This window comes from Streptomyces sp. TRD_SC_5 (assembly GCF_056836825.1).
Map to the genome: position 1 here is coordinate 6,841,487 of NZ_JBWZZS010000001.1, position 24,127 is coordinate 6,865,613.

30 protein-coding genes and 1 pseudogene are annotated in these 24,127 nt (G+C 70.9%); 17 read left to right on the forward strand and 14 right to left on the reverse strand.

Annotated elements, in window-relative coordinates; translation table 11 throughout:
• Positions 1-10: 10 nt before the first annotated feature.
• From AC1P0E_RS31160 to AC1P0E_RS31175, 4 genes are all read left to right on the forward strand, one after another.
• The gene (locus AC1P0E_RS31160; protein ID WP_482745437.1) at positions 11-562 is read left to right on the forward strand and encodes a phosphatase PAP2 family protein; all 552 of its coding nucleotides are present in this window, start codon (positions 11-13) and stop codon (positions 560-562) included.
• A 163-nt stretch (positions 563-725) separates the two neighbouring features.
• Positions 726-1,145: a phage holin family protein gene (locus AC1P0E_RS31165; RefSeq protein WP_482745438.1), complete on the forward strand. Its 420-nt coding sequence runs from the start codon at positions 726-728 to the stop codon at positions 1,143-1,145.
• Positions 1,142-1,579, forward strand: coding sequence for a DUF3618 domain-containing protein (locus AC1P0E_RS31170; RefSeq protein WP_482745439.1), 438 nt, complete (start codon positions 1,142-1,144; stop codon positions 1,577-1,579). Before AC1P0E_RS31165 ends, AC1P0E_RS31170 begins: the two co-directional genes overlap by 4 nt.
• Positions 1,579-1,845 (forward strand): DUF4235 domain-containing protein, encoded by a 267-nt coding sequence (locus AC1P0E_RS31175; protein WP_482745440.1) that lies wholly within the window; start codon positions 1,579-1,581, stop codon positions 1,843-1,845. Before AC1P0E_RS31170 ends, AC1P0E_RS31175 begins: the two co-directional genes overlap by 1 nt.
• A 54-nt stretch (positions 1,846-1,899) precedes the next feature.
• Here AC1P0E_RS31175 and AC1P0E_RS31180 read toward each other — a convergent pair whose 3' ends face one another.
• Entirely contained in the window at positions 1,900-2,319 is a 420-nt protein-coding gene (locus tag AC1P0E_RS31180) for a nuclear transport factor 2 family protein (RefSeq protein ID WP_482745441.1), read from the reverse strand.
• 89 nt (positions 2,320-2,408) lie between these two features.
• On the opposite strand from AC1P0E_RS31180, the gene AC1P0E_RS31185 reads away from it, so the two are divergent.
• Positions 2,409-2,978: a TetR/AcrR family transcriptional regulator gene (locus AC1P0E_RS31185; protein ID WP_482745442.1), complete on the forward strand. Its 570-nt coding sequence runs from the start codon at positions 2,409-2,411 to the stop codon at positions 2,976-2,978.
• Positions 2,979-2,982: 4 nt separating this feature from the next.
• On the opposite strand, the gene AC1P0E_RS31190 is transcribed toward AC1P0E_RS31185, so the two are convergent.
• From AC1P0E_RS31190 to AC1P0E_RS31210, 5 genes are all read right to left on the reverse strand, one after another.
• On the reverse strand, positions 2,983-4,044 hold the full coding sequence (locus AC1P0E_RS31190; protein ID WP_482745443.1) for a polyprenyl synthetase family protein: 1,062 nt from the start codon (positions 4,042-4,044) through the stop codon (positions 2,983-2,985).
• On the reverse strand, positions 4,041-5,105 hold the full coding sequence (locus AC1P0E_RS31195; RefSeq protein WP_482745444.1) for a tetratricopeptide repeat protein: 1,065 nt from the start codon (positions 5,103-5,105) through the stop codon (positions 4,041-4,043). Before AC1P0E_RS31195 ends, AC1P0E_RS31190 begins: the two co-directional genes overlap by 4 nt.
• 601 nt (positions 5,106-5,706) lie before the next feature.
• The gene (locus AC1P0E_RS31200; RefSeq protein WP_482745445.1) at positions 5,707-6,009 is read right to left on the reverse strand and encodes an ANTAR domain-containing protein; all 303 of its coding nucleotides are present in this window, start codon (positions 6,007-6,009) and stop codon (positions 5,707-5,709) included.
• Positions 6,006-6,713 carry a helix-turn-helix domain-containing protein gene (locus AC1P0E_RS31205; protein WP_482745446.1) on the reverse strand — a complete coding sequence of 236 codons (708 nt, stop codon included), beginning with the start codon at positions 6,711-6,713 and terminating at the stop codon, positions 6,006-6,008. Before AC1P0E_RS31205 ends, AC1P0E_RS31200 begins: the two co-directional genes overlap by 4 nt.
• Positions 6,714-6,730: 17 nt before the next feature.
• Complete coding sequence (locus AC1P0E_RS31210; protein ID WP_482745447.1) at positions 6,731-7,150, reverse strand: hypothetical protein; 420 nt, start codon at positions 7,148-7,150, stop codon at positions 6,731-6,733.
• A gap of 286 nt (positions 7,151-7,436) precedes the next feature.
• Here AC1P0E_RS31210 and AC1P0E_RS31215 point away from each other — a divergent pair, with 286 nt between their 5' ends.
• Positions 7,437-9,215: a PP2C family protein-serine/threonine phosphatase gene (locus AC1P0E_RS31215; RefSeq protein WP_482745448.1), complete on the forward strand. Its 1,779-nt coding sequence runs from the start codon at positions 7,437-7,439 to the stop codon at positions 9,213-9,215.
• A 173-nt stretch (positions 9,216-9,388) separates the two neighbouring features.
• Here AC1P0E_RS31215 and AC1P0E_RS31220 read toward each other — a convergent pair whose 3' ends face one another.
• A complete protein-coding gene (locus AC1P0E_RS31220) occupies positions 9,389-9,826 on the reverse strand; it encodes a protein-tyrosine phosphatase family protein (RefSeq protein ID WP_482745449.1) in 438 nt (145 codons plus the stop codon).
• Between the two features lie 228 nt (positions 9,827-10,054).
• Here AC1P0E_RS31220 and AC1P0E_RS31225 point away from each other — a divergent pair, with 228 nt between their 5' ends.
• Positions 10,055-10,294 (forward strand): chaplin, encoded by a 240-nt coding sequence (locus tag AC1P0E_RS31225; RefSeq protein ID WP_482745450.1) that lies wholly within the window; start codon positions 10,055-10,057, stop codon positions 10,292-10,294.
• Positions 10,295-10,526: 232 nt separating this feature from the next.
• On the opposite strand, the gene AC1P0E_RS31230 is transcribed toward AC1P0E_RS31225, so the two are convergent.
• Positions 10,527-11,321, reverse strand: coding sequence for a VOC family protein (locus AC1P0E_RS31230; protein ID WP_482745451.1), 795 nt, complete (start codon positions 11,319-11,321; stop codon positions 10,527-10,529).
• Positions 11,322-11,622: 301 nt separating this feature from the next.
• Between AC1P0E_RS31230 and AC1P0E_RS31235 the strand changes: the two genes are divergently transcribed.
• From AC1P0E_RS31235 to AC1P0E_RS31260, 6 genes are all read left to right on the forward strand, one after another.
• Positions 11,623-12,129 carry a hypothetical protein gene (locus AC1P0E_RS31235; protein ID WP_482745452.1) on the forward strand — a complete coding sequence of 169 codons (507 nt, stop codon included), beginning with the start codon at positions 11,623-11,625 and terminating at the stop codon, positions 12,127-12,129.
• A gap of 75 nt (positions 12,130-12,204) precedes the next feature.
• Positions 12,205-13,458 (forward strand): FUSC family protein, encoded by a 1,254-nt coding sequence (locus AC1P0E_RS31240; RefSeq protein WP_482745453.1) that lies wholly within the window; start codon positions 12,205-12,207, stop codon positions 13,456-13,458.
• 85 nt (positions 13,459-13,543) lie between these two features.
• Positions 13,544-14,002: an SRPBCC family protein gene (locus AC1P0E_RS31245; RefSeq protein ID WP_482745454.1), complete on the forward strand. Its 459-nt coding sequence runs from the start codon at positions 13,544-13,546 to the stop codon at positions 14,000-14,002.
• Positions 14,003-14,371: 369 nt separating this feature from the next.
• Positions 14,372-14,773, forward strand: coding sequence for a DUF2267 domain-containing protein (locus AC1P0E_RS31250; RefSeq protein WP_482745455.1), 402 nt, complete (start codon positions 14,372-14,374; stop codon positions 14,771-14,773).
• Positions 14,774-14,847: 74 nt separating this feature from the next.
• Entirely contained in the window at positions 14,848-15,120 is a 273-nt protein-coding gene (locus AC1P0E_RS31255; protein ID WP_482745456.1) for a ribbon-helix-helix domain-containing protein, read from the forward strand.
• Entirely contained in the window at positions 15,117-15,512 is a 396-nt protein-coding gene (locus tag AC1P0E_RS31260; RefSeq protein WP_482745457.1) for a hypothetical protein, read from the forward strand. The genes AC1P0E_RS31255 and AC1P0E_RS31260 overlap by 4 nt, the downstream gene beginning before the upstream one ends.
• Before the next feature lie 9 nt (positions 15,513-15,521).
• Here the strand turns inward: AC1P0E_RS31260 and AC1P0E_RS31265 are convergent, their stop codons facing one another.
• Positions 15,522-16,409, reverse strand: coding sequence for a hypothetical protein (locus AC1P0E_RS31265; RefSeq protein WP_482745458.1), 888 nt, complete (start codon positions 16,407-16,409; stop codon positions 15,522-15,524).
• Positions 16,410-16,584: 175 nt separating this feature from the next.
• Between AC1P0E_RS31265 and AC1P0E_RS31270 the strand changes: the two genes are divergently transcribed.
• Positions 16,585-16,989: a YidB family protein gene (locus tag AC1P0E_RS31270; protein WP_482745459.1), complete on the forward strand. Its 405-nt coding sequence runs from the start codon at positions 16,585-16,587 to the stop codon at positions 16,987-16,989.
• A 113-nt stretch (positions 16,990-17,102) separates the two neighbouring features.
• On the opposite strand, the gene AC1P0E_RS31275 is transcribed toward AC1P0E_RS31270, so the two are convergent.
• The 4 genes and pseudogenes from AC1P0E_RS31275 to AC1P0E_RS31290 all read right to left on the reverse strand — a co-directional run bounded on the left by AC1P0E_RS31275 (position 17,103) and on the right by AC1P0E_RS31290 (position 19,139).
• Positions 17,103-17,252 carry a hypothetical protein gene (locus tag AC1P0E_RS31275; RefSeq protein WP_482745460.1) on the reverse strand — a complete coding sequence of 50 codons (150 nt, stop codon included), beginning with the start codon at positions 17,250-17,252 and terminating at the stop codon, positions 17,103-17,105.
• Positions 17,253-17,402: 150 nt separating this feature from the next.
• Positions 17,403-17,747: a MerR family transcriptional regulator gene (locus AC1P0E_RS31280; protein ID WP_482745461.1), complete on the reverse strand. Its 345-nt coding sequence runs from the start codon at positions 17,745-17,747 to the stop codon at positions 17,403-17,405.
• A 170-nt stretch (positions 17,748-17,917) separates the two neighbouring features.
• A complete protein-coding gene (locus AC1P0E_RS31285; protein WP_482745462.1) occupies positions 17,918-18,334 on the reverse strand; it encodes an SRPBCC family protein in 417 nt (138 codons plus the stop codon).
• Positions 18,335-18,448: 114 nt separating this feature from the next.
• Positions 18,449-19,139, reverse strand: a pseudogene (locus AC1P0E_RS31290) (NAD(P)-dependent oxidoreductase).
• A gap of 287 nt (positions 19,140-19,426) precedes the next feature.
• Here AC1P0E_RS31290 and AC1P0E_RS31295 point away from each other — a divergent pair.
• Genes AC1P0E_RS31295 through AC1P0E_RS31305 form a run of 3 tightly spaced genes read left to right on the forward strand, consistent with a single transcriptional unit; the run spans position 19,427 to position 23,001 of the window.
• Positions 19,427-20,833: a uracil-xanthine permease family protein gene (locus tag AC1P0E_RS31295; protein WP_482745463.1), complete on the forward strand. Its 1,407-nt coding sequence runs from the start codon at positions 19,427-19,429 to the stop codon at positions 20,831-20,833.
• Between the two features lie 24 nt (positions 20,834-20,857).
• A complete protein-coding gene (locus tag AC1P0E_RS31300; protein WP_482745464.1) occupies positions 20,858-22,294 on the forward strand; it encodes an amidohydrolase family protein in 1,437 nt (478 codons plus the stop codon).
• The gene (locus AC1P0E_RS31305; RefSeq protein ID WP_482745465.1) at positions 22,291-23,001 is read left to right on the forward strand and encodes a sulfite exporter TauE/SafE family protein; all 711 of its coding nucleotides are present in this window, start codon (positions 22,291-22,293) and stop codon (positions 22,999-23,001) included. The genes AC1P0E_RS31300 and AC1P0E_RS31305 overlap by 4 nt, the downstream gene beginning before the upstream one ends.
• Here AC1P0E_RS31305 and AC1P0E_RS31310 read toward each other — a convergent pair.
• Positions 22,985-24,043 carry a LacI family DNA-binding transcriptional regulator gene (locus AC1P0E_RS31310; RefSeq protein ID WP_482745466.1) on the reverse strand — a complete coding sequence of 353 codons (1,059 nt, stop codon included), beginning with the start codon at positions 24,041-24,043 and terminating at the stop codon, positions 22,985-22,987. The two genes, AC1P0E_RS31305 and AC1P0E_RS31310, sit on opposite strands and share 17 nt — an antisense overlap.
• Between the last annotated feature and the right edge of the window lie 84 nt (positions 24,044-24,127).

Sequence of the window (24,127 nt, forward strand, 5' to 3'; positions counted from 1 at the left end):
GAAAGAGGCCGTGAGGCGTCTCCTCCACGACATCCGCAGCCTCGACCGGCAACTCACCCGCCGGGCCGCTTCCTGGGACTCGCCGTGGGCCCGGCAGGTGCTGCCGGCCGTGGAGTCGGCGGCCGAGAGAACCAAACTCTGGTGGGGCGCGGCCCTGGCCATGGCTGCCGTGGGAGGCACCTCGCAACGCAGGGCGGCGGCCGGGGGAGTGGCCGGCATGCTGTCCGCGCAGGTGATCGCGAACGCGGTGTGCAAGCAGCTGTACGAGCGGCGAAGGCCCCCCGCGGACATGATCCCGCACGACGATGTCGAGGACCGGCCGGACACCTCGTCCTTCCCCTCCGGGCACACCGCCGCCGCCGTGGGATTCACCGTCGCGGTGGGCCTCACGTCGCCATGGGCGGGGGCGGCAGCCGCAGTTCCCGCTGTGATGGTGGCTCTGGAGCGCGTCCACACGGGAGCGCACTACCCCAGTGACGTCGCGGCCGGCGCCGCCATTGGTGTGGGCAGCGCCCTGCTGGTGCATCACGCGCCACGGCTGTTGCTGCGCGTGCTGTCGTAAGGCCTGGAGGAGTGGAGTGGATCAGTTCGTCCGCCGCGCGTGGGTTGTCGGCTGGCGGGCACCCGGAGTAGCGGCTACGACTTGAAATGACAGCCACCAGCGGGCAGGTCATCGCCGCGCCTGGCGCAGGCCGAGATCCAGCAAGGAAAGGCAGGTCACCACGATGAGCACGTCAGCGGGCCAACCGCCCCCCAGGGACGCCGAGGAGTCGGTGGGCGACCTGGTCAAGCACGCGTCGGAGCAGATTTCCCAGCTGATGCGGCAGGAGCTGCGCCTGGCGCAGGCCGAGATGCAGCAGAAGGGCAAACGGTTCGGGCTCGGCGGTGGTCTGCTGGGCGGAGCCGGCGTGGTCGGACTCCTCGCCCTGCAGGCCATGGTGGCCACCGCGATCGTGGCCCTGGACCTGGTCTGGCCGCTGTGGCTCGCCGCGCTGGTGGTCACCGGCGCCCTGCTCCTTCTGACGGCGGTACTCGCCCTCGTGGGCAAGAAGCAGGTCAGCCGGGCCACGCCGGCCGCCCCTGAGCAGGCCATCCACAGTGTCAAGGCCGACGTGGCCGAGATCAAGGAGAGGGCACGGCGATGACGGACAAGGCAAAGGGTGACGGTTCGTCGCCCACCCCGGACGAACTGCGGGCCCAGGTGGAGAAGACCCGCGAGGAGCTCGGCCGGACGGTCGAAGCGCTGGCCGCCAAGGCCGACGTAAAGGCCCAGGCACAGCAGAAGGCGGCGAAGGTCAAGGCAGCGGTGCAGGACAAGGCCGCCCACGCCCTCCACACGGCGCACGACAAGACTCCGGAGCCGGTACGGGAAAAGGTCGCCTCGGCAGGTGACCAACTGACGGAGACCGCGCACGGGCTGGGGCGCAAGAGGCACAACAGGGACGCGGCGTCCGGTGTGGTCGTAGGCCGCCCCGGCGCCAGGCGTCCCAACGCCGGCCGCGACCTGATGGTGTTCGCCGGTCTGGCCGCGATCGCCGCCGCGATTGTTGTGGCCGCGCGACGCAGCGGGAGGTGCTGATGAAAGCGTCCAAGGTTGCCTACAAGCCGGTCGGCCTGGTGCTGGGCGCCGTGAGCGGTGTCCTGGCCGGGGCGGTCTTCAAGCAGGTGTGGAAGGTCATCGGCCAAGACGAGGACGCCCCCGACGCCACCGACGAGGAGCGCGGCTGGCGCGAGATCGTGATCGCCGCGGCCGTGCAGGGCGCGATCTTCGCCGCGGTCAAGGCGGCGGTCGACCGCGGGGGCGCCACCGCCGTACACCGCCTGACCGGAACGTGGCCCGGATGACCGTGCGTTCGTACGCTCCGTAGGATCCGTACGCTCCCTCGCCTGCGCGCACGGTCAGAGCGCTACGCGGCGCCCGTCGGCCGGGATGGGGAGGTCGTTGATGCTCGCGTAGCGGCGTCGCATCAGGCCGTTCTCGTCGAACTCCCAGTTCTCATTGCCGTAGCTGCGGAACCACTGGCCTTCTCCGTTGTGCCACTCGTACTCGAAGCGGACGGCTATCCGGTTGTCCGTGAAGGCCCACAGCTCCTTGCGTAGGCGGTAGTCCAGCTCTCGCTGCCACTTGTCGCGCAGGAACTCCACGATCTCCTTGCGTCCGCGCAGGAACGTGTCGCGGTTGCGCCACTCCGAGTCCTCGGTATAGGCGAGGGCCACTCGCTCGGGGTCCCGGCTGTTCCAACCGTCCTCGGCCGCCTGGACCTTCTGCCGGGCGGTCTCGGCGGTGAACGGCGGGAACGGCGGCCTCTTGTCGGTCATGACTTCCCCTCCGCAGGCGGGAGAACGAGTATTCTCCCTTGCTCGCGGTAGCGTAAGAGAACAGTGATTCTCTGGCAAGGGGGAGTGGCATGGAAGCCGCGGCACAAGAGACCCGCATCCTCGACGCCGCCGAGACGCTCTTCTACGGGCGTGGCGTGCAGGCGGTGGGCATGGCCGAGATCCGCGACGCGTCCGGGGTGTCCCTCAAGCGCCTCTACCAGCTCTTCCCTTCCAAGGACCACCTGGTGGAGGCCTACCTGCGCCGGCGCGACGTGCGATGGCGTACGTCGCTGGCGAGCCACGTCGAGGACCGGCCCCCCGGCGACGACCGGATCCTGGCGGTCTTCGACTGGCTGGCGTCCTGGTTTCAGGAACCGGGCTTCCGCGGCTGCGCCTTCGTCAACTCCTTCGGGGAACTGGGCGCCACATCGGACGCGGTCGCGGACGCCGCCCGCGACCACGTCGACGCCCTGAAGGACTATCTGGCGGACCTGGTGAGCACGGCGGGCCACTGTGCCTGGGTGGCGCGGTCGCTCCTGCTGCTCGTGGAGGGTGCGATCACCACAGCGGCCGTCTCCGGAGGCAGCGCCGCGGCGGACGACGCCCGGGAGACGGCGCGCAAGCTGCTGGAACTGGACTCGGGCAGCCGCCTGCCCTGACCCGTCACATGCTGCGGTCGGCCAGGAACGGCAGGAGCGTGAGAATGTCGCCGACCGCCGCCGGAGCCAGCGGAACGCTCTCCAGGCAATCGCGGGCACTGTCCAGGTGGTGACGCGCCTCGGCCAGCGTGGCGGAGCGCCCGCCCGCCTCTTCGATGAACCCGGCGGCCCGGCGGGCGGTCGCGTCGTCGAGCGGACCGGCCGAGGTGAGGAGCGCGACGAGGTGCTGCGCGGCCGGGCCGTCCGTGGCGAGGGCCGCGAGGACGGGGTACGTCTTCTTCAGCCGGCGCAGATCGCTGTGGACCGGCTTCCCGGTGACCTGCGGATCGCCCCAGATCCCCAGCAGGTCGTCCACGGCCTGGAACGCCACCCCGAGATGGCGGCCCGCACGGACGAGGACATCGACCGTGGGGGCGGGCGCCCCGGCCAGTACGGCACCCAGGCCCGCGGCGCAGCCGAGCAGCGCGCCCGTCTTGTGGCCGGCCATGGAGCGGTACTCCTGCGGGGACACCGCCGCGGGCCCCGTCCAGGGCCGGGACTCGAAGAGCAGGTCTTCGGCCTGGCCGCGCACCAGGTCGCTCAGCGTCCCCGCCAAGTGCCGCACCGCTGCCCCGCTGTGTACGTTCCTGGAGTCGGCCAGCGTCTCCACGGCCAGCGCGAAGAGCGCGTCTCCCGCCAGCACCGCCGGCGCCGTTCCGTACGCCTTCCATACGCTCGGGCGCTGCCGGCGGGTCTCGTCGCCGTCCATGATGTCGTCGTGCAGGAGCGAGAACGTGTGGATCAGCTCCACAGCGACGGCGCCGACGACCGCGTCGTCCCCGGACCCGCCCGCGGCCTCGGCGCAGAGCACGGTGAGGGCTTGGCGTACCCCCTTGCCGTGCGAACCGGCGCCGGAACCGGGGACGAGCCTGCCGCCCACCTCGCTCCAGCCCAGCGAGAAGGCGGCCATCTCGGCCGGCCACGGATGGAGGCGCTGCACCGCCTGGACGAGGGCCGGCCGCACGAGGTCGCGGCAGCGCGCGAGGATCTGCTGCGCGGCGGCAGGGGCTGTTACCGGCAGCGTCATCGTCGGTCGTCCTCCTCGCCCGCCGCGGTGGTGAGCGGGAGTACGCCGAGTTCGGCGTGAGCCTTGTCGACCATGTCCCGGGCGTGACGCAGGCCGATCCGGTCGAGCGTACGGTGCAACTCGTGCAGCTCGGCGGCGGTCTCGGCCTGGTCCCGGCCGAGCTGGGCGCGTGCCTTGACCAGGCCGAGCCGCGCGAGGGCCTCGCCCCGCGGCTCGCTCATGGCCCGGAACTCCGCGAGAGCCTGCTCGTACACTTCGCGGGCTTCCTCGTAACGGCGGGCGCGGTAGAGCACGTTGGCGCGCATCTTGTGGTTGTAGGCGAGCGCGCTGGACAACTTCATCTCGCGGCAGGTCAGTTCCGCCTCGGCGAGCAGGGCCAGGGCGCGTTCCGGGTCGTCGTCCCGGAGGGAAACGATGTCAGCCATGCCGCGCAGGGCCCACGCCCGGCCCCGCCGGTCGTCCGCCGTCCCGGCGATCTCGGCCGCTTCCTCGAACATCGCCAATGCCGTGTCGAACGAGCCGGTGTTGCGGTGTATCTGCGCGATGCCTTCCAGCGCCCACACGGTGTGGCGGGCCTCGCCGCGAGCGCGCGCCTCGGCGAGCAGCTGCTCGTGCAGTACGGCGACGGCCTGGTAGTCGCCCTGGATGCGTCCGGTCTCCGCCAGGCCCGCCAGGGAGTAACCGCGGGCGACCACCTCCCCGCCCCGCTTGCCCAGGTCGGCGGCGAGGCCCAGCAGCCGGAACGCGAGCGCCAGCGCGCCCCGTTGCCGGGCGAGCGTCCCACCGCTCCACAACGCCCAGGCCATGGCCCCGAGGTCGCCGGCCGAACGGGCGGCCCGGTAACTGGCCTTCCAGGCCCGGTCGGCTTCCGCGATGTTGCCCAGCCTGCGGTGCGCCTCGGCGACGGCGAGACCGGACCGTGCCACCTCCTGCTGCGAACCGGACGCCTCGGCCGCCCTCAGGTTCTGGGTGCCCTTCTCCAGTACGTCGGTCAGGGAGGAGTTCACCGACAGTGCGGTCAGGGCGCCTTGGTACTCCGGCGCGAATGCCTTGCTGTGCATGGGTGCCTTTCGTGCGCGGCCAGGGCAACGGCGCGACGACTATGCACTGCGTGTATACGTGCAGTGTATAGCCACCTGGTCCGCAAGCCTGGCGATCCGGGCGATCCGGGGCCCGCCGCCATCCGCGGCGGACCGTCTGCTGTGGATCAAGACGACGGCGGCCCGCCCCGGGTTGCTCGCGCCCGATGTGTTTTATCCGGCGCAGCACGGGTGCGGCACGAGCGCGGCACCGGATCGGCGTCGGGGCGATGAGGAGGCGCCGTACACCCAGGGACGCAGCCCTCGGATCGGCCGCGATATCGCAGCGGAGACGACCGCGTCGGCCACGGCGGCGGGCCCCCACGGCGGCGGGCCCCAGGAAGCGGCGGAGCGAAGTGGGCCGAGTCACGGATCCGGCGCCGGCCGCCGGCCGCTTCTCCCATCTGGAACGTCCTCTGTGGCAGTTCCAGCGCTAGCCGGCCGGGCAGCTGACCGGACAGGCGGCGACGGAAGGCCGACGCTCGTGTTCCCGGGTCCAGACGTCTTGGACGGTCCGGTAATCGGTCACTGCGATCCCCTCCTGCTGTCCACCCGAAGCCCGCCCGCGCGGACCCCGCCCGGATCAGTCGACGCGGCGTACTCGCCCGATCGACAGCCACAGTGGCATGCGGACGGACCCGGGCAGTTCGCTGCCCTGAGAGGTGCCGACCAGGGCTGTCGCCACCTCCCGCAGCTTGATGTTCGTGCGCTGGGACACCTCCACCAGTACGTGCCAGGCCTCATCGGCGGAGCAGCCGGCGAGCGCCATCACCATCCCCTGCGCCTGGTCGATGACCGTACGGCTGGCCAACGCCTGCCTCAGCTGGGCTATCTCCGCCTCCAGGCGGTGCGCGTGGGGCGGCGCCTCGTGCAGCTCCGCCGTCATGTCCGGATCCGCCGTCCGCTCAGACGGGTCGGCCTTATGACGATCCACGTACCGCGTGTCGGATCGGGCCAGGGGAGGGAGAAGGCGCGCTCGTCGAGGACCGCCGCCTCGCCCGCGTCCGTGACCAGGCGGGCCGGCCCCACGGCGACCACGTTCCACCCGGCACTCGTGATTTCGTCGATACGGTCGGCCTCGAAGGCCACGTCCCGGCCGGCGACCGACGCGGTCACCGTTCCGGGGCTCGTGCGGTACGCGATCCGGCCGTCCGTCACGGAGTAGTTCACCGGCAGAATCAGCGGGCCCGCGGCCGGTCCGAGAGGCGGCCCGGGTACGGCTATGCGCCCGATTCCGTGCCCCGCCAGCATGGCCCAGCACTCGTCCTGTCCCACCGTTTCCATCCGGGGGAACGGGGCCGCCGCGCTCCGGCCCTCGGGCAGGTGCGTGTGGTGGCCCCGCAGGTCGCCGAGGGATACGCCGAGCACGGATGCGATCCGCGTCAGGAGCGCGGAGCTGGGCGAGAAGGCACCCTGCTCGGCATCACGCAGACAGGCGGGATCGGCGCCCACCGCATGGGCGAGCTGTACGACGCTCAGACCGGCCTCCGCGCGGCAGTGGGCGACGCGGCGGCCCACAGCGCTGTGCCGGCCGGTGTGCTGGTCGGCGGATACCGGCGGGGGAGTGGTGGCAGCGGCAGCAGTGGTCATGGCTGACTTGGTTTCCTTCACGTTGTCGTCGCGGGGAGCCGGACGGTGCCGCTGTGGGTGATGGTCAGCGGCGGGCTGCAGGCGTCGTACGGCAGCTCGGGCGAGGTGATGCGCACGCGGTACGGCCCCTCCGGCAGCTCCGGCACCACGACGGAGGCCCGGAGCGCGCGGGGGTCCACCTCCGAGGCCAGTACCGCGGCCTCGGACCACTGCCCCTGTTCGGTCCTGCGCTCCAGCAGGACGCAGCACGGGTAGCCCAGGCACCCCGTGAGCCGCCAGCTGATCTGCCGTCGTTCGACCCAGTTCCAGCACTCCCCTCCGGTGGGCGCCCGTACGAGCAACGCGTCCGAGGCCGGTTCGGGCGAGGCGGTGCGGGGCGGGGACAACCTGTCGGTTGCCCGCTTCAGTTGGGCTCTGGCCAGCGCGATCCAGCGCATTGTGTTCCTTCCGTGTCGCTCCCGCGGCGGCGGTGGACCACCGGGCGGGGGAGCGGGCCTCGTCTTCCTGATTTGGGTGTTTCCGCCCGGAAAGCGCCCAACACGGGACCAAAGTCCCGTACCGGAGGGTCTTTCGTCACCATCGCCGGCCACACCCGGCCGGGTGGCGGTGCGCGTTCGCGCGCCCGGGGGCCGGAATCTACGATCGACGTGGACGGATCTTGACGTGCGACGCCAGGGAGGTCATCACCGTGCATGTCATGTACGGCAGGGCGGTGACGATCTTGTGAGCTTCTCGCTGCCGGGCCTGCCGGACCTGCCCCAGGACGTCGAGGGCCTGAAGTCGCTCATCGAGCGTGAGGTCGGCGCGCTGCGCGCGGACGTACGCCGCAAGACGGAAGAACGCCTGCCGCTCGCGACCTCCATCAGCCACGCGTCGCCCATGAGCACTCAGTCCCTGGAGACCTTCACCTCCGTAAGGTCCGAACCGAGGGGCGATCTCCCGGCCGGGCGGGGCGGAGATTCCGGTGAAAGCTGCCCGAACGGCGTGACCGGTCACGATCCGTGGGCCTGCCTGTGCTCGAGCCTGTCGGCCATCCCGGTCTCGGCAGCTCTTCTGGACCCCGTCCAGGACGAGAGCGGTGAGATCACGGACTTCGTCATTCGCGCCGGAAACCACGTCCGCTCGGCGGAATGGCTCGAAGCGCCGGACGACCAGGTGGGACAGCGGTTCCTCGAAGCCCGCCCCGGTGCCGCGACGAGCGGCCTGCTGGCGGCGCTGACCTCGGTCTTCAAGTCCGGGCGCGCTCTCAACGGACTGACCGTGGACTACACGGAGGAGCGGCACGGCAGGCTGCGCCGCGCCCCGCTTCTCTATTACGCCGCCTCCTGCGGCAACCAGCTGCTGACCACCTGGCTGCCCGCCCGCAGCCGAGCCGAGATCCTGAGCCTCGACGCCCAGCACATCGCCTCGATGGGGTGGGGCCACTGGGACCTGCTCTCCGGCTCCGTCAACTGGTCGGAGGGGCTGCACCGCATCTTCCGCACCGACACGAGCATGCCGTGGTCCCTGACGGAACTCTGCGACGCGGTCCTGCCCGGCGAGGTGCCGGCGCTCGCCGAGCTGATCACCGCGGTCCTCGCCGGCGAGGAGCCTTCCTGGACGCGCATCCGCTTCCGCGTGTTCGGCGAAGTACGCACCCTGGATCTGCTCGGCAGGCCCGTCGCGGGAATCGACGGGCGCCCGTGGGCCGTACACCTCGTGGCGCGCGACCTGACACCCCAGATGCGCAGCCGCCGTCGCCTGGCGGAGACCCAGCGCGAGTCGGAGGCGCTGCGCCAGCAGGCCGAGGCGGAACGGCGTATCGCCTCGGTCATGCGCGAGGCCCTCCTGCCGACGCACTCCGCGGAGCTCGCCGAGCTGGGACTGACCGTGGCCGCCGCCTATCTTCCGGCCGAGCCCGACGCGGCCGTGGGCGGCGACTGGTACAAGTGCAGGCGCCTGAGGGACGGGCGCGTGCTGGTCGCCATCGGAGACGCCGTGGGCCACGGGCTCGACGCCGTGGCCCGGATGGCCCAGCAGCGCCACGCCCTCGCCGGCCTCGCCCAGACGGGCGCGCCGGCCGGTGAGATGACGACATGGCTGAACGAGCTGGTGTGCAGTGATCCCGCAGCGGAGACCGCGACCGTGATCACCGGGCATATCGACCACGACCGGGTCCTGCGTTGGGCGTGCGCCGGTCATCCGCCTCCACTGCTGCGGCGCGGGAACGACGTGTCCCCTCTCGCCTCGGACCACCTCGGCCCGCTGCTGGGCCTGATGCCCGGGTACGCGTACGAGACCGCGTCGGTTCCGCTGCGCAGCGGCGACCTGCTGCTGCTCTACACGGACGGTGTGGTCGAACGCCGGGGCGAGGACATCACCGTCGGCATCACCAACCTGGGCCGGAGCCTGTCGGGCAGCGCGGGGCTTTCGCCCGAGGCGATGCTCGACCGGATCATCGCCGACTACACGCGCACCGCCCACGACGACGACGCCTGTCTGCTCGCCATCCTGGTCGACTGAGGGACCGGGAGCGACTAACCCCCGAGTGCGGCCCTCGGCCGAGTAGGCAGCGCGGTCGGCGGCGGGAGGCTGGGGGAGCGGCCTTTGCCGTCCCCGGCATGCCGCGCACCGGACGGGCACACCGGCGGGGCTTTGTCCGTATCGCCGAAGAGCCCGCCCGCCTGCCCGCCCGACTACGCGTCGTTCCCGTAGCGCAGCACGAAGCGTTTCTGCCAGGGAGTCTCCACCGCACGCGGGTGGTAGTGCCGACGGGTGTACGCCACGGCCTCGTCCGCCGGCACCCCGTCCAGGACGGCCAGGCACGCCAGCGCCGTCCCCGTACGCCCGCGACCGCCACCGCACGCGATCTCCACACGCTCACCGGCGGCCCGCCGCAGGGCTTCCCGGAGTACGTCGCGGGCCTGCCGGCGGTCGTGCGGAAGCCGGAAGTCGGGCCAGCGCAGCCATCGGGCGTCCCACGCGGTCGGCGGCGGCTCCTGGCCCAGCAGGTAGACGGCGAAGGTCGGCGTCGGTCCGGGCGGAAGCGGACGACGCAGGCCCCGGCCGCGCACGAGCAGGCCGGAGGGCAGCCTCATGACTCCGGCGTCGGACGAGCACCACTTCTCGGTCATGTGCCCACTTTATGGACGGCCGGAGCGCGCATGGGAGCCTCGCGCACGTTGTCGTCTGCGCCTGTGGCGAACTTGTTCCGACAGCGGGACCGCTCCGCCGCCCGCTTGCGCGCATGGGTGTGAACATCCGCGTCTGTCCGGGTGGGGTCGCGGAGCTGATCATGCGTCAGGGGAAGCCTTTCCAGCGGGCGCGCACGAGCGTGCCCGGTCCTTCTCTAGGAGAGCAACATGCGTATCCGCACCGCGATCGCCGCCACTGCCCTCGCCGCCGCCGCCGCCGTACTCGGCGGGGCAGGCTCCGCCATGGCCGACGCCTACGCCGAGGGCAAGGCGAAGCACTCGCCCGGCGTGCTCTCAGGCAACCTTGTCCAGATCCCGATCCACGCCCCGATCAACATCTGCGGCAACACCGTCGACGTCATCGCCGCGCTCAACCCGGCCGGCGGCAACCACTGCTTCAACAAGTAGTCACCGCGCCGCCCGGCCGCGATCGGAGCACGGCCGGGCGGCGGCTCCGGCACCACTGCGAGCCGGTCGGGCCGGGGCGTTTGCGCGTCCCGGGCGAACTCGGTTCGCCACCTACGTCGAACTCGGGCCTCGCCGACGCCGGCTGACGGGCCGTCTCGGACCGGGTCACGCGCGCGGGCCGCAGCAGGCGTCTTCCATGCCCACTGCGGCCCGCCCGCGCGACCGGGAAGCATCAGGCAGCCGACATCTTCGGCATCTCGCCCTCGGTCGTCTTCATGTCGATCACGGCGAACGCCGCGCCCTGGGGGTCGGTCAGCGCCGCGAACCGGCCGAAGGGGCTGTCCATCGGCCCGAAGTGCAGCTCGCCGCCGCGCTCGGTCGCCTTCGACACCGCCGCGTCGCAGTCCTCGACGGTGAAGTACACCTGGATGTACGGCGGGATCTCCGGCGGGAAGTCCTCCGTCATGGTCATCCGCCCCAGGACGGTGTCGTCGCCGACGTTGAAGACCTTGAAGTCCATCGTGTCGTCCTCCATCCGCTGCACGCTGTACGGGAAGACGGCGGGGAAGAAGGCGTCCGACTTCGCGGGCTCCCGCGTGAAGACCTCGGCCCAGGCGTACGCGCCCGGCTCGCCGCGCTTTTCGAAGCCCTCGTGCGTACCGGCCTGCCAGACACCGAACGTGGCACCGCTGGGATCCTTCGCGATCAGCATGGAGCCGAAGTCGGCGACCTGCATCGGCTCCATCAGTACCTCCCCGCCGTTGTCGCTGATCTTGCGGGCGGTGGCGGCGACGTCCGGCGAGGCGAGGTACAGGCACCAGGCCGACTGGCTCTCCTGGCCGGGCATCGGCGGGACGACGGCGGCCACCGCCTTGCCGCCGGAGTACGCCTGTGTGTAGTTGCCGAACTCCGACGAGCTCTCACCGAAGGTCCAGCCCAGCACGTCGCCGTAGAACGCCTTGGCGCCCTCCACATCCGTGAACATCGCGTCGGCCCAGCACGGAACACCCTCTGGTTGTGCGGCCATCGTTTCGCTCTCTCCTGCTCGATGATTGGTCCGGTTTTTTACGGTATCCAGTCATCCGCCGACCCGCGCGCGATGCGGGCGGTGCCCGGACCGGAGCGCGGTCGAGGCGGTTGCGGAGTCCGCCTTGATGTCGCGGCCCCTCGTGAGGCTGAAGAGGTGACAGCGCACAACCAGGCGGGTGATCTCCGCTCGTGGCAATCACCAGACACCGCTTGCGCGCGTTGAAGTGGGCTCGCGCTCTCGTCCGTCGTCTTCACACGCGGCCGGGCGCCCCGACCCCACTCCCTCTCCTGGAGGTTCCATGCCCCGCTTCCGTGCCCGACAGCTGTCCGCCGCTGTGACCACCGCCGCCATGGCGATGACCGTCACGGGCGCCCTGGCCTTCACCACTCCGGCGGCAGCGGCGCCCGCGCCCAAGGCCGACAAGGTCAAGGTGCTCAACTGGCTGGCGCACAAGCACTCGGACACCATGCCGCGTTCGCTGCGCAAGGGCTCCGACTGGACCTCGTACGCGTACCTGTACGAGTTCAAGAAGGGCAAGCCCGGCAAGAAGATCGGTGACGCCACCGCCCACTGCAGCGCCGTAGAAGTGACGCCTTACAGCGTCGTCGCGCAGTGCCAGAGCGTTCTGCGTACCGACGGCGGCAGCATCACCGCGAGCGGCACCATCGACCACCCCCGCTCGGGCACGTACGGCGGCGACGCGGCGATCACCGGCGGCACCGGCAAGTACGAGGACGCCGAGGGACAGGTCGAGGCCGTCTTCCACGGCGACTACGCCAAGTTGCGCGTCACCCTCGACGACTGAGCGCGCCCCGACCGACCGGCCCCGCTCGGGGGCGAGCGCACGGGTGATTGACGGCGGATGGTGCCTGTGTGGGAGATGAGAGGGAACAAGCTAAGGGTGCCTGAAGTTACCGACCCTCTGCTGAACCTCGTCCGGCGGCACAAAGAACCCGTGGTCGTACAGACCGTCAGGTCCACTGTAGCCGCAGTGATTTCCTACGTCGTCGCCCTGATGCTGAGCAGTGAACCGGCGCCGCTGACCGCGCCGCTGACCGCACTGCTCGTCGTCCAGGTCACTCTGTACGCGACTCTCACCACCAGCATGCGCCGAGTCAACGCCGTGGTGGCGGGGGTGGTCATCGCCATCGGCTTCAGTTCCCTGGTGGGACTGACCTGGTGGAGCCTGGGACTGATCATCCTCGCCTCGCTGGTGCTCGGACGTTTCGTGCGGGCCGGTGAGTTCGTGCCCGAGGTCGCGATCAGCGCCATGCTGGTGCTCGGTGTGACGCGGGTGGCCGCGACGGCCTGGGACCGGGTGCTGGAGACACTGATCGGGGCGGTCGTCGGGCTGCTGTTCAACGTGCTGTTCGCACCCCCGGTGTGGGTGCAGCCGGCGAGCGCGGCCATCGAGGGCCTCGCACGCCGCATGCGGGATCTGCTGCTGAATCTCGGCGACGAAGTGTGCGGCCACACGTCCGTGGCGGAGGCTGCCGAGGTGCTTCACGAGGCGCGCCGGCTGGATCACGACATCGTTCAGGTGGACGCGTCCCTGCGACAGGCGGAGGACAGCCTGCGGCTGAACCCCCGGGTCAAGGAGGGGCTGCTCTTCCGGATCGTCCTGCGCACCGGCCTCGACACCCTGGAAATCAGCGCCGTGGTGCTCCGTACGGCGTGCCGGACCCTGACCGACCTCGCCAAGGCGCGTACGGACGAACCGCTCTTCCCCACGGAGATCGCCACGGCCCTGCGGGAGCTGTTCACTCACATGGCCCGCGCGGTCGAGAGCTTCGCCGTACTGATCACCACGCAGGTCAGCGTCAATGCCGAGGAGGCCGAGGAACGGCTTGTCAGGGAGCTCGCCGCCAGTCGCGCCAGCCGCGAGATCGTCGCGCACCTGCTCCTCGACGGCGTGCAGGAACATCCGCGCCAGTGGCAGCTGCACGGAGCGCTGCTGGCCGAGGTCGACCGGATCCTGGACGAGCTGGACGTGGAGAAGCGGTCCATGCGGCTGGTGGAGGAACTGGACCGGCAGTCCCGCGAGCAGCGGGAGAAGTATCCGATGGTGGACAAGCTCCGGGGCAGGCTGCGCGTCGGCCGGTCGCGGGAGCTGCCCGACGAGTCCCTCGACTAGCCACGCGTTCACTGGGTACCCGCTGCAACGTGCCAAGATCCGCACGGCAGGCACGCTGCTGTGCGTCACCCAGGAGGAGGCGCAGATGAGCACGGTCAAGGAGACGGTAGAGGTCGACGTCCCCGTCCGCACCGCCTACAACCAGTGGACGCAGTTCGAGGAGTTCCCGAACTTCATGGAGGGGGTGGAGGAGGTCAGGCAGATCGACGACCGCCACAACCACTGGACCACGAAGATCGGGGGAGTGCAGCGGGAGTTCGACACGGAGATCGTCGACCAGCTGCCCGACGAGCGGATTACGTGGCGTACCACCGGCGGTGACACGCATCAGAAGGGCATGGTCAGGTTCCAGCGCCTCGACGAGACGCACACACGGGTTGAGCTCGTGATGGACGTCGAAGCGAGCGGCGCGGCCGAGAAGGCCGCCGACATGACCGGCATGATCGACCGGCGCGTCAAGGGTGACATGCGGCGGTTCAAGGAGTTCATCGAGCATCGCGGCGGTGAGTCCGGGGCCTGGCGCGGCCGCGTCAAGCCTGGATGACGGCTGCCCGGACCGCTTCTCCGGGCACCCCGCCCCCTGGTCTGTCCTGCCCGCCCCGGCCGCGGTCCCGCGAACGGACGGCCCTGACGCCCGTCGGCGTCAGGGCCGTCGTCGCTGAGCAGTGATCACCACGAGTACGTACGAGCGCCTCGTGGGCTGTGGGGCGTTCGGCGGAGCCGGTGCGGCGGCAGGGCGGGCCTGCGCATAAGGTGCTGCCGCCCTGAAGAGGGGGCATGCTGATTCGGACACCACTCAGTCACGACGCAGTCACCCATCAGATACCGCCCGGACATGCTCCGGACAAAGTCGGACATCACTCGAATTCCGTGGGCACAGGCAAAAACAGCAGAGAGGCAGGTAGCCACAGTGATGCGGTGGAACGAACTCGTACAGCAGGTCCGCGCCTCAGGGCAGTACGCCACCGACGCCGAGGCGGAGCGCGTCCTGCGCACCGTACTGACTGTGCTGGGCACGCATACGACTGGCGAGGAACGCCGCGAACTGGTGCGTCTCCTGCCGGTGGAGGCGGCCGTCATCCTGGCCCGCCAGAAGCCGGCCGTCCGGTCGCTGACCGCCCCGGAGTTCGTCGAGACCGTCGCGGGGAGACTCGGGGGCCTCACGCCCCCTGCCGCACGCTGGGGGGTGAGTTCCGTGCTCGGCGTCGTGGCCGACTGCGCGGGCGACGACCTCACGCGACGCATCACGGCGGGCCTGCCGAGGGGTTACGCCCTTCTCTTCGGCCGCGCGGAACTGGCCCCGGCAGCCGCCTGAGCCCGGGACCGCCCGCCCGAGCCGGGTGAGCGGTCCCCCTGCCGCGTAGACGCATACGGCCGTACGCTGGTCGTATGACGGACAAGGAACGCGTGACCATCACGATCCCGGCGGAGAGTGCGGCCGCGCTGAGAAGGCTCGCCAAGGAGAAGCGCATCGAGTCCGTGTCGGCGTATGTGACCGAGGCGGTCGAAGAGCGCCTCGGTCGCGAAGAGCGCGCCCAGCGCATCATCGAGGGCTGGGCGGCCGAGGTCGAGCGGACCAGCACCGAGGAGTGGGCGAAGGCCGTGGAGTGGGCGCGGGCCTCCGACCGGCGAGGGGACGAGGCAGGGGGCGCGGCCGCGTGATCGGCGGGTACATCCTCGACGCCGGCGCGATACGGCAACTCGTCCTCGGCCGCCCTTTCATGGTGGCGCGGGTAGTCGTCTCGGTCGAGCAGATCCAGGTCCTCTACGTCCCCACCACGGCCCTCGCCGCCGGCCTGGTCGGCCACGACGTCTCGCCCCGTCGGCGGGAGCAGGTGGATCTCGCGCTGGCCGCGCCGGTTTTCGAGTTCCACGGCCTCGACCGCCCGGCCGCCCTGGCAGTCTCCGAACTCGCCACCATGGCGCAGGTCGACCTCGCCACCGCCCACGCCGGTCACCTGGCGCTGCGGCGCCCGGGCTGGCCCGTCATCACCGACCGGCCGGCCGAGCTGCACAAGATGAACCCCGGCATCGAGACGGTCGAACTGCCGTAGCCGGCCCGGTCACAGGCCGTCGGCGCGCGCGGCCGCGTCCTCGGCCCGGCGGCGAGCCTTGCGGGCTGCGTCGTCGGCTTCCGAGGCACGGTCGCGAGCCGTCACGACCGTGCCTCGGGCAGCCTTGTGCCGCTCCTTGGCCTCCTTCAACTGCTCGGCCAGGGCCGCGACCTCGTCCTCGGTCTCCTGCAGCCGGGCCTCGGCCTGTGCGAGTTCCTCCTCACAGGCCAGTGCCTGCTGTTCTGCTGCTGTGGCGTCCTTCTCGGCCCGGTCAAGCCGCGCGCGCTGCTCTTCGCGCGCTTTCTCCCTCCCCTTCTCCTTCTTCTTCTCCTTTGCGTCAGAGGTGTCGGGGGAAGCCTTGTGCGGCACGGTGTCAGGCGTGGTGGCAGCGGTGAATCCGACCGGCGGGTCGATCGGTTTGGTGAGCCGGCCCGCGGCCCACTCCCGCGCGGCCCCGGGGTCGGCCAGGACAGCGTGCAGCGTGCTCTCGACCTCGTGCTGTACGTCCTCGCTCACCGCGTGGCCGGCGTCGGCCGCCAGTTGCTTCGCCTGCCGGGCCAGCGCGCCGACCAGGTCGTGCTGCTGCCGGCCGAGTTCACGCAACTGCTCGCCGTCGAGGTCGCGGTGGGCCCGGCGCATGCCTTCGCCGAGGCTGATCAGTGGCTGGACCTGTTCCGGAAGGCGGCGTACGAGCAGATTGCTGACCCAGGCCGACAGTGTCGGCCGCCGCAGCGCCTGGATCTGCCCTGCCAACTCGCGATCGCCCGCCGTGCGGGCCGCCGCTACGTGCTGATTCCTGGCCGCGGTGAAGTCGGCGGGAGCCAGCGCGTACAGCTCATCGGTGATGCTCTCCAGGTCCACGATTCTCCAGTCCGGCATCTTCTCGGCTGCCTTCATCATCTGTCCCGCCGGGCGGGAGACGGCGCTACGGCGGTCGGCGATCGGCGTAGCGCCCGCCGGTATACGGGTGACTTTTCGGGTAGCCGAAGGCCGGGTCGGGACACGGATGGGACGATCGGCCGGGGGCCGCTGTTACGCGTCCACCGGCTTACCGACGAGGAAAGGGCTGACCGTGGCGGGAGAGGATCTGGGACGTCTGCTGGAAGGGCTGCTGGGAGGAGGCGACGGAAGAGCGATGCTCCTCGGCTCGTTGCTGGACTCGCTGGGCGGCAGCACGGCAGGGAGCGGCAACCCGTTGGACGGCCTGCTGGCGGCGCTCGGCGAGGGAGGCCTCGGCCATCAGGCCCACTCCTGGGTGGGGGCAGGCCCCAACGAGCCGATCGACGGCGCACAGCTCACGGAGGCACTGCCGCCGGACACACTCGAGGAGGTGGCCCAGCAAGCCGGGCTGCCCACGGACGAGGCCGCCGACCAGCTGGCTCAGGTCCTGCCGCAGGTGGTCGACAAACTGACACCGGGAGGCCAGCTCCCGCAGGACACGTCGCTGGAAGACCTGATCAAGTCCCAGACGCGCTGACCACGCTACGAAGTGGCGTCGGCTGATCCCGGCTGCAGCGAGCGGCTCCGGCTCCGGTCCCATGCCGTCGGACATTCCGAGCCCTCCTCGGCCGCGGCGGAAAGGCGAGGTGACTACTCAGGGCCGAGTTCCTGCGACTCCTTCTCGTCGCTGTCGTCCCGCTCCCCCTCTGCCTGGGAAGGAGTCGTCTGCCGTACGTCCTCGTGCTTCTCGCCTTCGCGCTCGCCCTCTGCCTGTGAAGGGGAAGGTGACTGCTCGGTCATCGCGGGATCCTCACTGCTCGGAGTCCTGGCTGGTAGCCGTCGAAGCGCTCGGCACCGTTCACATGCCATTTTCGGCGCTCCGCACCTTTCCTGCGATCCGAACAGGCCCGTTCTCAGTGTTGCAGCGGTGAGCGGCCGACCAGGGCGGCCTCACCCTGTGGGTTTGCGCAGTTCCTCGTTGAGACGCAGGGCTTCTTCGAGCTGGTCTTCCAGGATGACGATGCGGCAGGCGGCTTCGATCGGCGTACCACTGTCGACGAGCTCGCGTGCGCGGGCCGCGATGCGCAACTGGTAGCGGGAGTAGCGGCGGTGGCCCCCTTCGGACCGCAGGGGGGCGATGAGCCGGGCTTCGCCGATGGCCCGCAGGAAACCGGGCGTGGAGCCGATCATCTCGGCGGCACGGCCCATGGTGTACGCCGGGTAGTCGTCATCGTCGAGCCGGTCGGTGGTGGTGTGGGTGGTGGTCGTTGTGTGCGGGTGGGCTTCTTGCGTCATTTGCACCTCTTCTGGGACGCGTCGAAGGGCCCCGGCGCTGTACGGCACCGGGGCCCCGAGGGGGTTTTGGCGTATCGCTGGCTTTGCTGGCTTTGTCAGGAACCCTACTCACGCCGGACTCGGATGTCTATTGTCGCCGCGACAGGTATTCACGAATGCCGTCCAAGGGCTCAGCCGGCGCCGCCGCTGTCGACGCGCAGTCGCACCTGTTCCTCCAAGCGCTCAAGACTGTGATCGAGCGCCGCGTTCACAGACTCCTCGCCGGGGTCGTGGTCCTTGTCGAAGAAGGAGAGATGCACCGTCACCTCGGTCGCTCCGCTGCCGATACCGGCCACCTGGAGCCAGCCGGTGTAGCTGCCCTCGTCCCTGGTGCCCCACTCCAGCCGCATCTGGTCCTTCTGCGCGCGCAGGAGCGCCGAGGTGTCCTCGTCGGTACGGTCCTCGTGGACTGTGACGGCGGGCAGTTCCTCGGCGTGCACATGCAGTGCCTCCGGCAGCCACTGATCCATTTGCTCGACACTGGCCGCCTGGTCGAAGACATGCTCGGGCAGCGCGGGCATTGTGCGTGAACGCTCGTATTCGGTCATCACCACACCATTCCTCGGCTCGAAACCGTTCGACGAACGCTTGCCCGGCCTGCCGGGCATGAAGCCGTGCGGCCGCACAACCACCCGTTCGACGGAGGCCGCGCCGGCTCGGGGTCAGGGCTGGCGCGGCGCCTGTTCCGGCTTCCGAAGCAGTTCGACCAGCGCCGAGATGCTGTGGTCGCGGTGTCCTTCCTCGACGGCGCGCCGCAGCAGGTCGTTCATGGGGGCGGCCCACGAGACGTCGACGTTCGCCTCCTCGCCCATCTCGCGTTCGTCACCGATTCCCTCGTAGAAGACGCCGACGGAGGAGGCGGGGTCGGTGTAGTCGCCACTGTCTATCTCCTCCGCCAGGCTCGGCAGGACGGAGCCGAGCATCGGCCGTGTCGCCGCTGTAGTACAGGAGGGTGTCCGGTTTGCCCACGGCCGCTGGTACGTTCTTCACCGCCCCGTCGAGGAACCGGGCGCCGTACCCGGCCGCCCAGGCGCCCATCGTGCGGGCACCGGCCGGGGTTCCGCTGTTCAGGGTCACCAGAGTGCGTCCGGCCAGCGCGTCGGCTGCCGGTTCCAGGCTCTGGAGTGTGGCGTCGTAGGTGGTCAGGCAGGCGACGGCCAACGGGCTTGCCGCGATCGCCTCCCGGGCCGTCTGCGCGTGGACGACGCCCTTGGCGACGAGCGGTGCCGCCTTCTCGGGGCTGCGGTTCCACACGGTCGTCGGGTGACCGGCGTCGATGAACGCCCCGGCCAGTGCGGTGCCCATCGAGCCGAGCCCGATGACGGTCACCGGTGTGCGGTGCTCCGCGGTCATGAAGTGCTCCAGTTCACAGAGGAGTTGACGGGTGGGGCGCGCGCCGGTTCCATGCTGTGCCTTCATGGGCATTCCCTCAAGTACCTACATTTTTGTCGGGTACTTACCTTTTGGTTCGTGGGCTCGCCGTCCGGACGGTGGATTCCGAAGGGGTTGTGCGGGATCTCTTGACGCGACCTCCGGGTCCTCACATACTGACGGCCAAATCGATTTGGCCGAATCGATGTGGCCCCCGTCCCGGGCCGGATCAACGGTCGAAACCGGAGCGAGCCGAACGGAGCTCGAACGTGTCCAGTCCCCGCACCGCATCCCTCCAGCCCGAGTCGATCCACCCCGTGGACGAATCCCGGCCGATCGGCAGGATCCTGCTCTTCGGCATCCAGCACGTCCTTGTCATGGCCGCGACTCCCATCTCGGCGATCTTCCTGATGAGCGCGACGCTCCGCCTCGATCCCGGTCTGACCGTCGACCTGCTCTCGGCGGCCTTCCTGCTCTCCGGGATCGGCAGCCTGATCCAGTCGCTCGGGCCGTGGAAGTTCGGCCCCCGGCTGCCGTTCGTCATGCTCCCCGGAGGCGCCCCGCTCATCCTCTTCCTGGCGATCGCCGAACAGCACGGTCTCCCCACGGCGAGCGGCGCGGTGATCATCACCGCCGCCTTCTACTTCGTTGTGCTGCCCGTCTTCTCCCGGCTGCTCGCCTTCTTCCCCGCCCTGGTCATCGGCACGATGATCGTCATCGTCGGAATCAACCTGGTGAAGGTCGGCGCGCTGCTCGTCACCGGCCGCCCCGGACAGCCCGGCTTCGCCGACACCACCAACCTCCTGCTCGGCCTGGCGACAATCGGCTTCACCGTCGCCTTCTACTGGCTGTTCACGGGCGTACTGCGGCAACTCGCCGTCATGCTCGGCCTCATCGCGGGTACGGCCCTGGCCTTCGCACTCGGCGCGGTCGACACCGGCTCCGCGGCCGGGGGCGGACTCCTGAGCGTCCCGCAGCTCCTGCCGTTCGGCTCGCCCCAGTTCAACCTGCTCGCCGCGCTGCCGCTGATGCTGTACAGCCTCGCCTCCATGGCGGAGGCCACCGGACAGACCGTCATCAACGCGGAGGCAGTCGGCAAGGACATCGACAAGCGCAAGGACGTCCCCAAGACCATCCGCGGCGACGCGCTCACCTCCCTCTTCGGCGGCTTCTTCGGCCTGCCGCTGATGGTCACCAGCGGCGAGAACATCGGCATCGTCCGCGTCACCGGCGTACGCAGCCGGTACGTCACGGCGGCCGCCGGCGTCGTACTCATCGCCATCGGCTTCCTCGCGCCCATCACCCGCGCGATCAGCGTCGTCCCGTCAGCCGTCGTCGGCGGCACCGCCATGGTCGTCTTCGCCGTCATCACGGTGCTCGGCGTACAGATGCTGGGCCGCGCCGACCTCGACCAGCACACCAACACCTTCATCTGCGCCGTCGCCATCGCTCTGGGACTGCTGCCCATCCTCATCCCCGGTGTGTACGGCGGCTTCGCACCCGGCGTCCGGATCCTGCTCGAAAGCGGCGTCGCCGTCGGGGCGTTCGTCGCCGCTGTACTCAACATCCTGTTCCACCACGTACGGCCGCGGCTCACGCGCAAGCCGCCACCCGCCGCCGCCGACGTCCCGGCCCAGGCGGGGGCCGCTGAACCCGCCCCCGCCCAGCACTCCTGAGCCACCCGTACCGGAAAGAGCCCGATGACCGACCTGCCCGACCTGACCACCCCGGCCCGCCTGACCCCCGACCACCTGCGCGCCGACGGCGGCGCGCTGCTCCTGGCGCCCGATGTCGTACTGACGCCCGAAGGCCCGATGGACCATTACGCGGCCGTCGTCACCGGCGGCACCTTCCTCGCGGTCGGACCGGCCGAACAGCTGGAGCGGACGTACCCGCATCTCACGCCCGTACGGCTGCGCGGACACATCCTGATGCCCGGATTCGTCGACGCCCACCACCACCTCACCCAGACCTTCGGCGCGGCCCTCGCCTTCGGCGAGCCCTCGGAGATCTTCCGGCGGCTGTGGGTGCCGCTGGAAGGAGCTCTCGACGAAGAGGCGGTGTACGTCGCGGCGAAGCTCGCCGCGCTCGAGTCGCTGCGCGGCGGATTCACCACCGTCGCCGAAGCCGGCACCCGGGCCCCGGTGGACGTGGAGCTGGTGGCCGCTGCCGCGCGGGACGCCGGGATCCGGTGCGTACTCGGCCTCGTCTGCAACGACGCCGACGACGACACCGACGCTGCGACGATCCTCGCCAACGCCGAGAAGCACCTGGTCCGTTACTGCACCGAGGAGTTGATCCACCCGTCCCTCGCCGTTTCCGTCCCGGAGGCCGCGACAGCCGGCACCCTGCGTGACACCGCCCGGCTGGCCGCCGCGGCGGGAGCCGTCGTCCAGATCCACGTCAACGAGCATCTCGCCGCGGTGGAACGCTCCCTCGTCCGGCACGGGCTGCGCCCACTGGAGTACCTCCACGAAGTGGGCGCGCTCGGCCCGCAGTTGCTGGCCGCGCACGCCACCCTGCTCACCCCGCGCGAACTGACCCTGCTCGCCGACTCCGGGGCGGCGGTGAGCTACAACCCCGTCGCCAGCGCCTGGAAGGGCAACGCCGTGGCCCCGGCGACCACGATGGCCGAGCGCGGGATCCGGTTCGGGCTGGGTACGGACGGCACCCGAGGCGACGCGTTCCGGCTGACCGAGGCGGCGGAGTTCGCACAGCGCCTCGCCTACGGCCTGGCCACCGGCGACTCCTCCTGCGGCGGCGGCTGGACCTGGCTGGAGCACGCGAGCCGGGGAGGCGCCGACGCCGCCGGACTCGGCGCCCGTACCGGCCGGATAGCCGCCGGAGCCGCCGCCGACTTCCTCCTGGTGGATGTGAGCGGCCCCGAGATGCGGCTGTCCTGGGACCTGCCGTGGGAGCTCGTACGGCGCGGCAACCGCGACCAGATCACCGCGGTCTTCGTCGGCGGCGGGCTCCGTCTGTGGCGCGGATGGCCGGTCGACTGGGACGGTCCGGCGCTGGTACGGCGGGCCGCCGAACTGAGCCGGGACGTGCTGCGGCGCGCCCCCGTGACCCGCGTCCACCCGACGTCCACGGACGCCCGGCGAGCCCACGCGGAGCGGAGCACGGCCAAGTGAGTACGGAGACGATGGCGGTCCTCGCCGTGACGGTGGCCGTCGCGGCGTTCGTCCAGGGCAGCAGCGGTCTGGGCTTCGCCCTGATCGTCGCGCCGGTGGCGGGGCTCCTTGATCCGGGGCTCGTCCCGGTGTTCGTACTCGCGTCGATGATCCCGCTCAACCTGTACGTCGCGTGGCGCGAGCGGGACTCCCTGGACCTGCGGGGAGCGGGCTGGATCACCGCGGCGCGGCTGGCCGCCACACCGGGCGGGCTCATGCTGCTGTGGGTCATCCCGGACCGCAGCCTCGGCCTGTTCGTGGGGGCGGCGACCGTGCTGGCGGCGGTGGTGAGCCTCGCCGCTCCGGCGTTCACACCCGGCCGCGGCGCGTACCTCGCGGCCGGGGCGGTCACCGGACTCACCGAGACCGCGACCGGGGTCGGCGGACCGCCCCTGGCGCTGGTCTACCAGCACCGGCCGCCGGCCGAGCTGCGTTCCACGGTGGCGGTGTGTTTTCTCGTGGGTGAGGTGGCCTCGCTGGCGCTGCTGTTCGCGACCGGGCAGGGGGACCCGGCCGAACTGGGCTGGGCGGTGCTGCTGTTGCCCGCGCTCGCGGTGGGGGCCTGGCTGAGCCGCCTGGTGCACCACCGCTTCGACGCCCGCAGGATGCGCCTGTTCGTACTGGTCTTCGCCCTCGTCTCCGGGGGGGTGCTCATGCTGTCGCCGTGACGCGCACCGACGAGGCCCGGGGGACGACGCGGGGCTCGGGCACCGTCGCGAACGCCCTGGCCGTGGTCGGTTCGGGTTCCGCCGAGCCGCCCAGCCGGCCGAGCAGCAGCTCCACGGCGTCGGCGGCCGCCCGGTCGAGGTGCAGGTCGACGGCGGTCAGCGGCGGTTCGCAGGTCCGGGCCCGCAGGCCGTCGTACCGGGTGACGACCATGACGTCGTCGGGGATCCTTCGGCCGCTGTCCCGGATCGCCCGTACCGCGCCCACCGCGAAGGCGTCGACGAGCGCGCAGACGGCGTCGGTCTCCGGGTGGTCGGCCAGCAGGGCGGCGCAGCGGTCGTACCCCGCCTGCTCGCCGCCCTCCTCCGGGGCCGTTGCGACCACCGGCGGCCAGCCGTGCTCGGCGGCGGCGCGCTCGAACGCGGCGCGGGCGTCGACCGCGGAATGCCGGGCACCGCCGCCGATGATCAGAGCCGGACGGCGCGCCCCCTGTTCCCGCAGGTGCGCCAGCAGCAGTTCGACGACGAGGCCGCCGCGCAGATCGACGTACGGGGCGTCGTCCCCGGGCGCCACGGGCCGGCCGAGCGTCACGTACGGCAGGTGACGCTCCCGCAACTGCGCCACCGCCATGTCGTTCTCGTCGGGTTCGACGACGATGGCGCCGTCGATGTCCAGCGAGTACAGCGCCGAACCCGACTGCACGGGTGGTACGAGAACGAGCGCGTAGTCGTGCACGAGCGCCCGCTCGGCGGCCGCTGCCGCGACCTCCATGTAGAAGCCGAGCCGGGACGGCCCGCCTGCCACCGCGAAGGGCATCGACGAGGCGAGCGCGATGGCCTTCGCCTGCCCGCGCCGCAGCCGCTGCGCCCGCAGATTCGGCCGGTAACCCAGCTCGGCGGCGACCTGCTTGATGCGTTCGCGAGTCTTTGGGTCGACCTTGCCGAGCCCGTTCAGGGCGTGCGAGACAGTCGTCCGCGACACCGAGGCGGCCTTGGCGACATCGGCGATCGTCGGCGGCCGTGCACCGGAACCGGAAGTGGGCATCTGCGCGGACGCTCCTCGCTCGCTCTGACGGATGAGTGACGTGTGACAGCCACATCTTCGCCGACCGGCCCTGCCTCGCACACG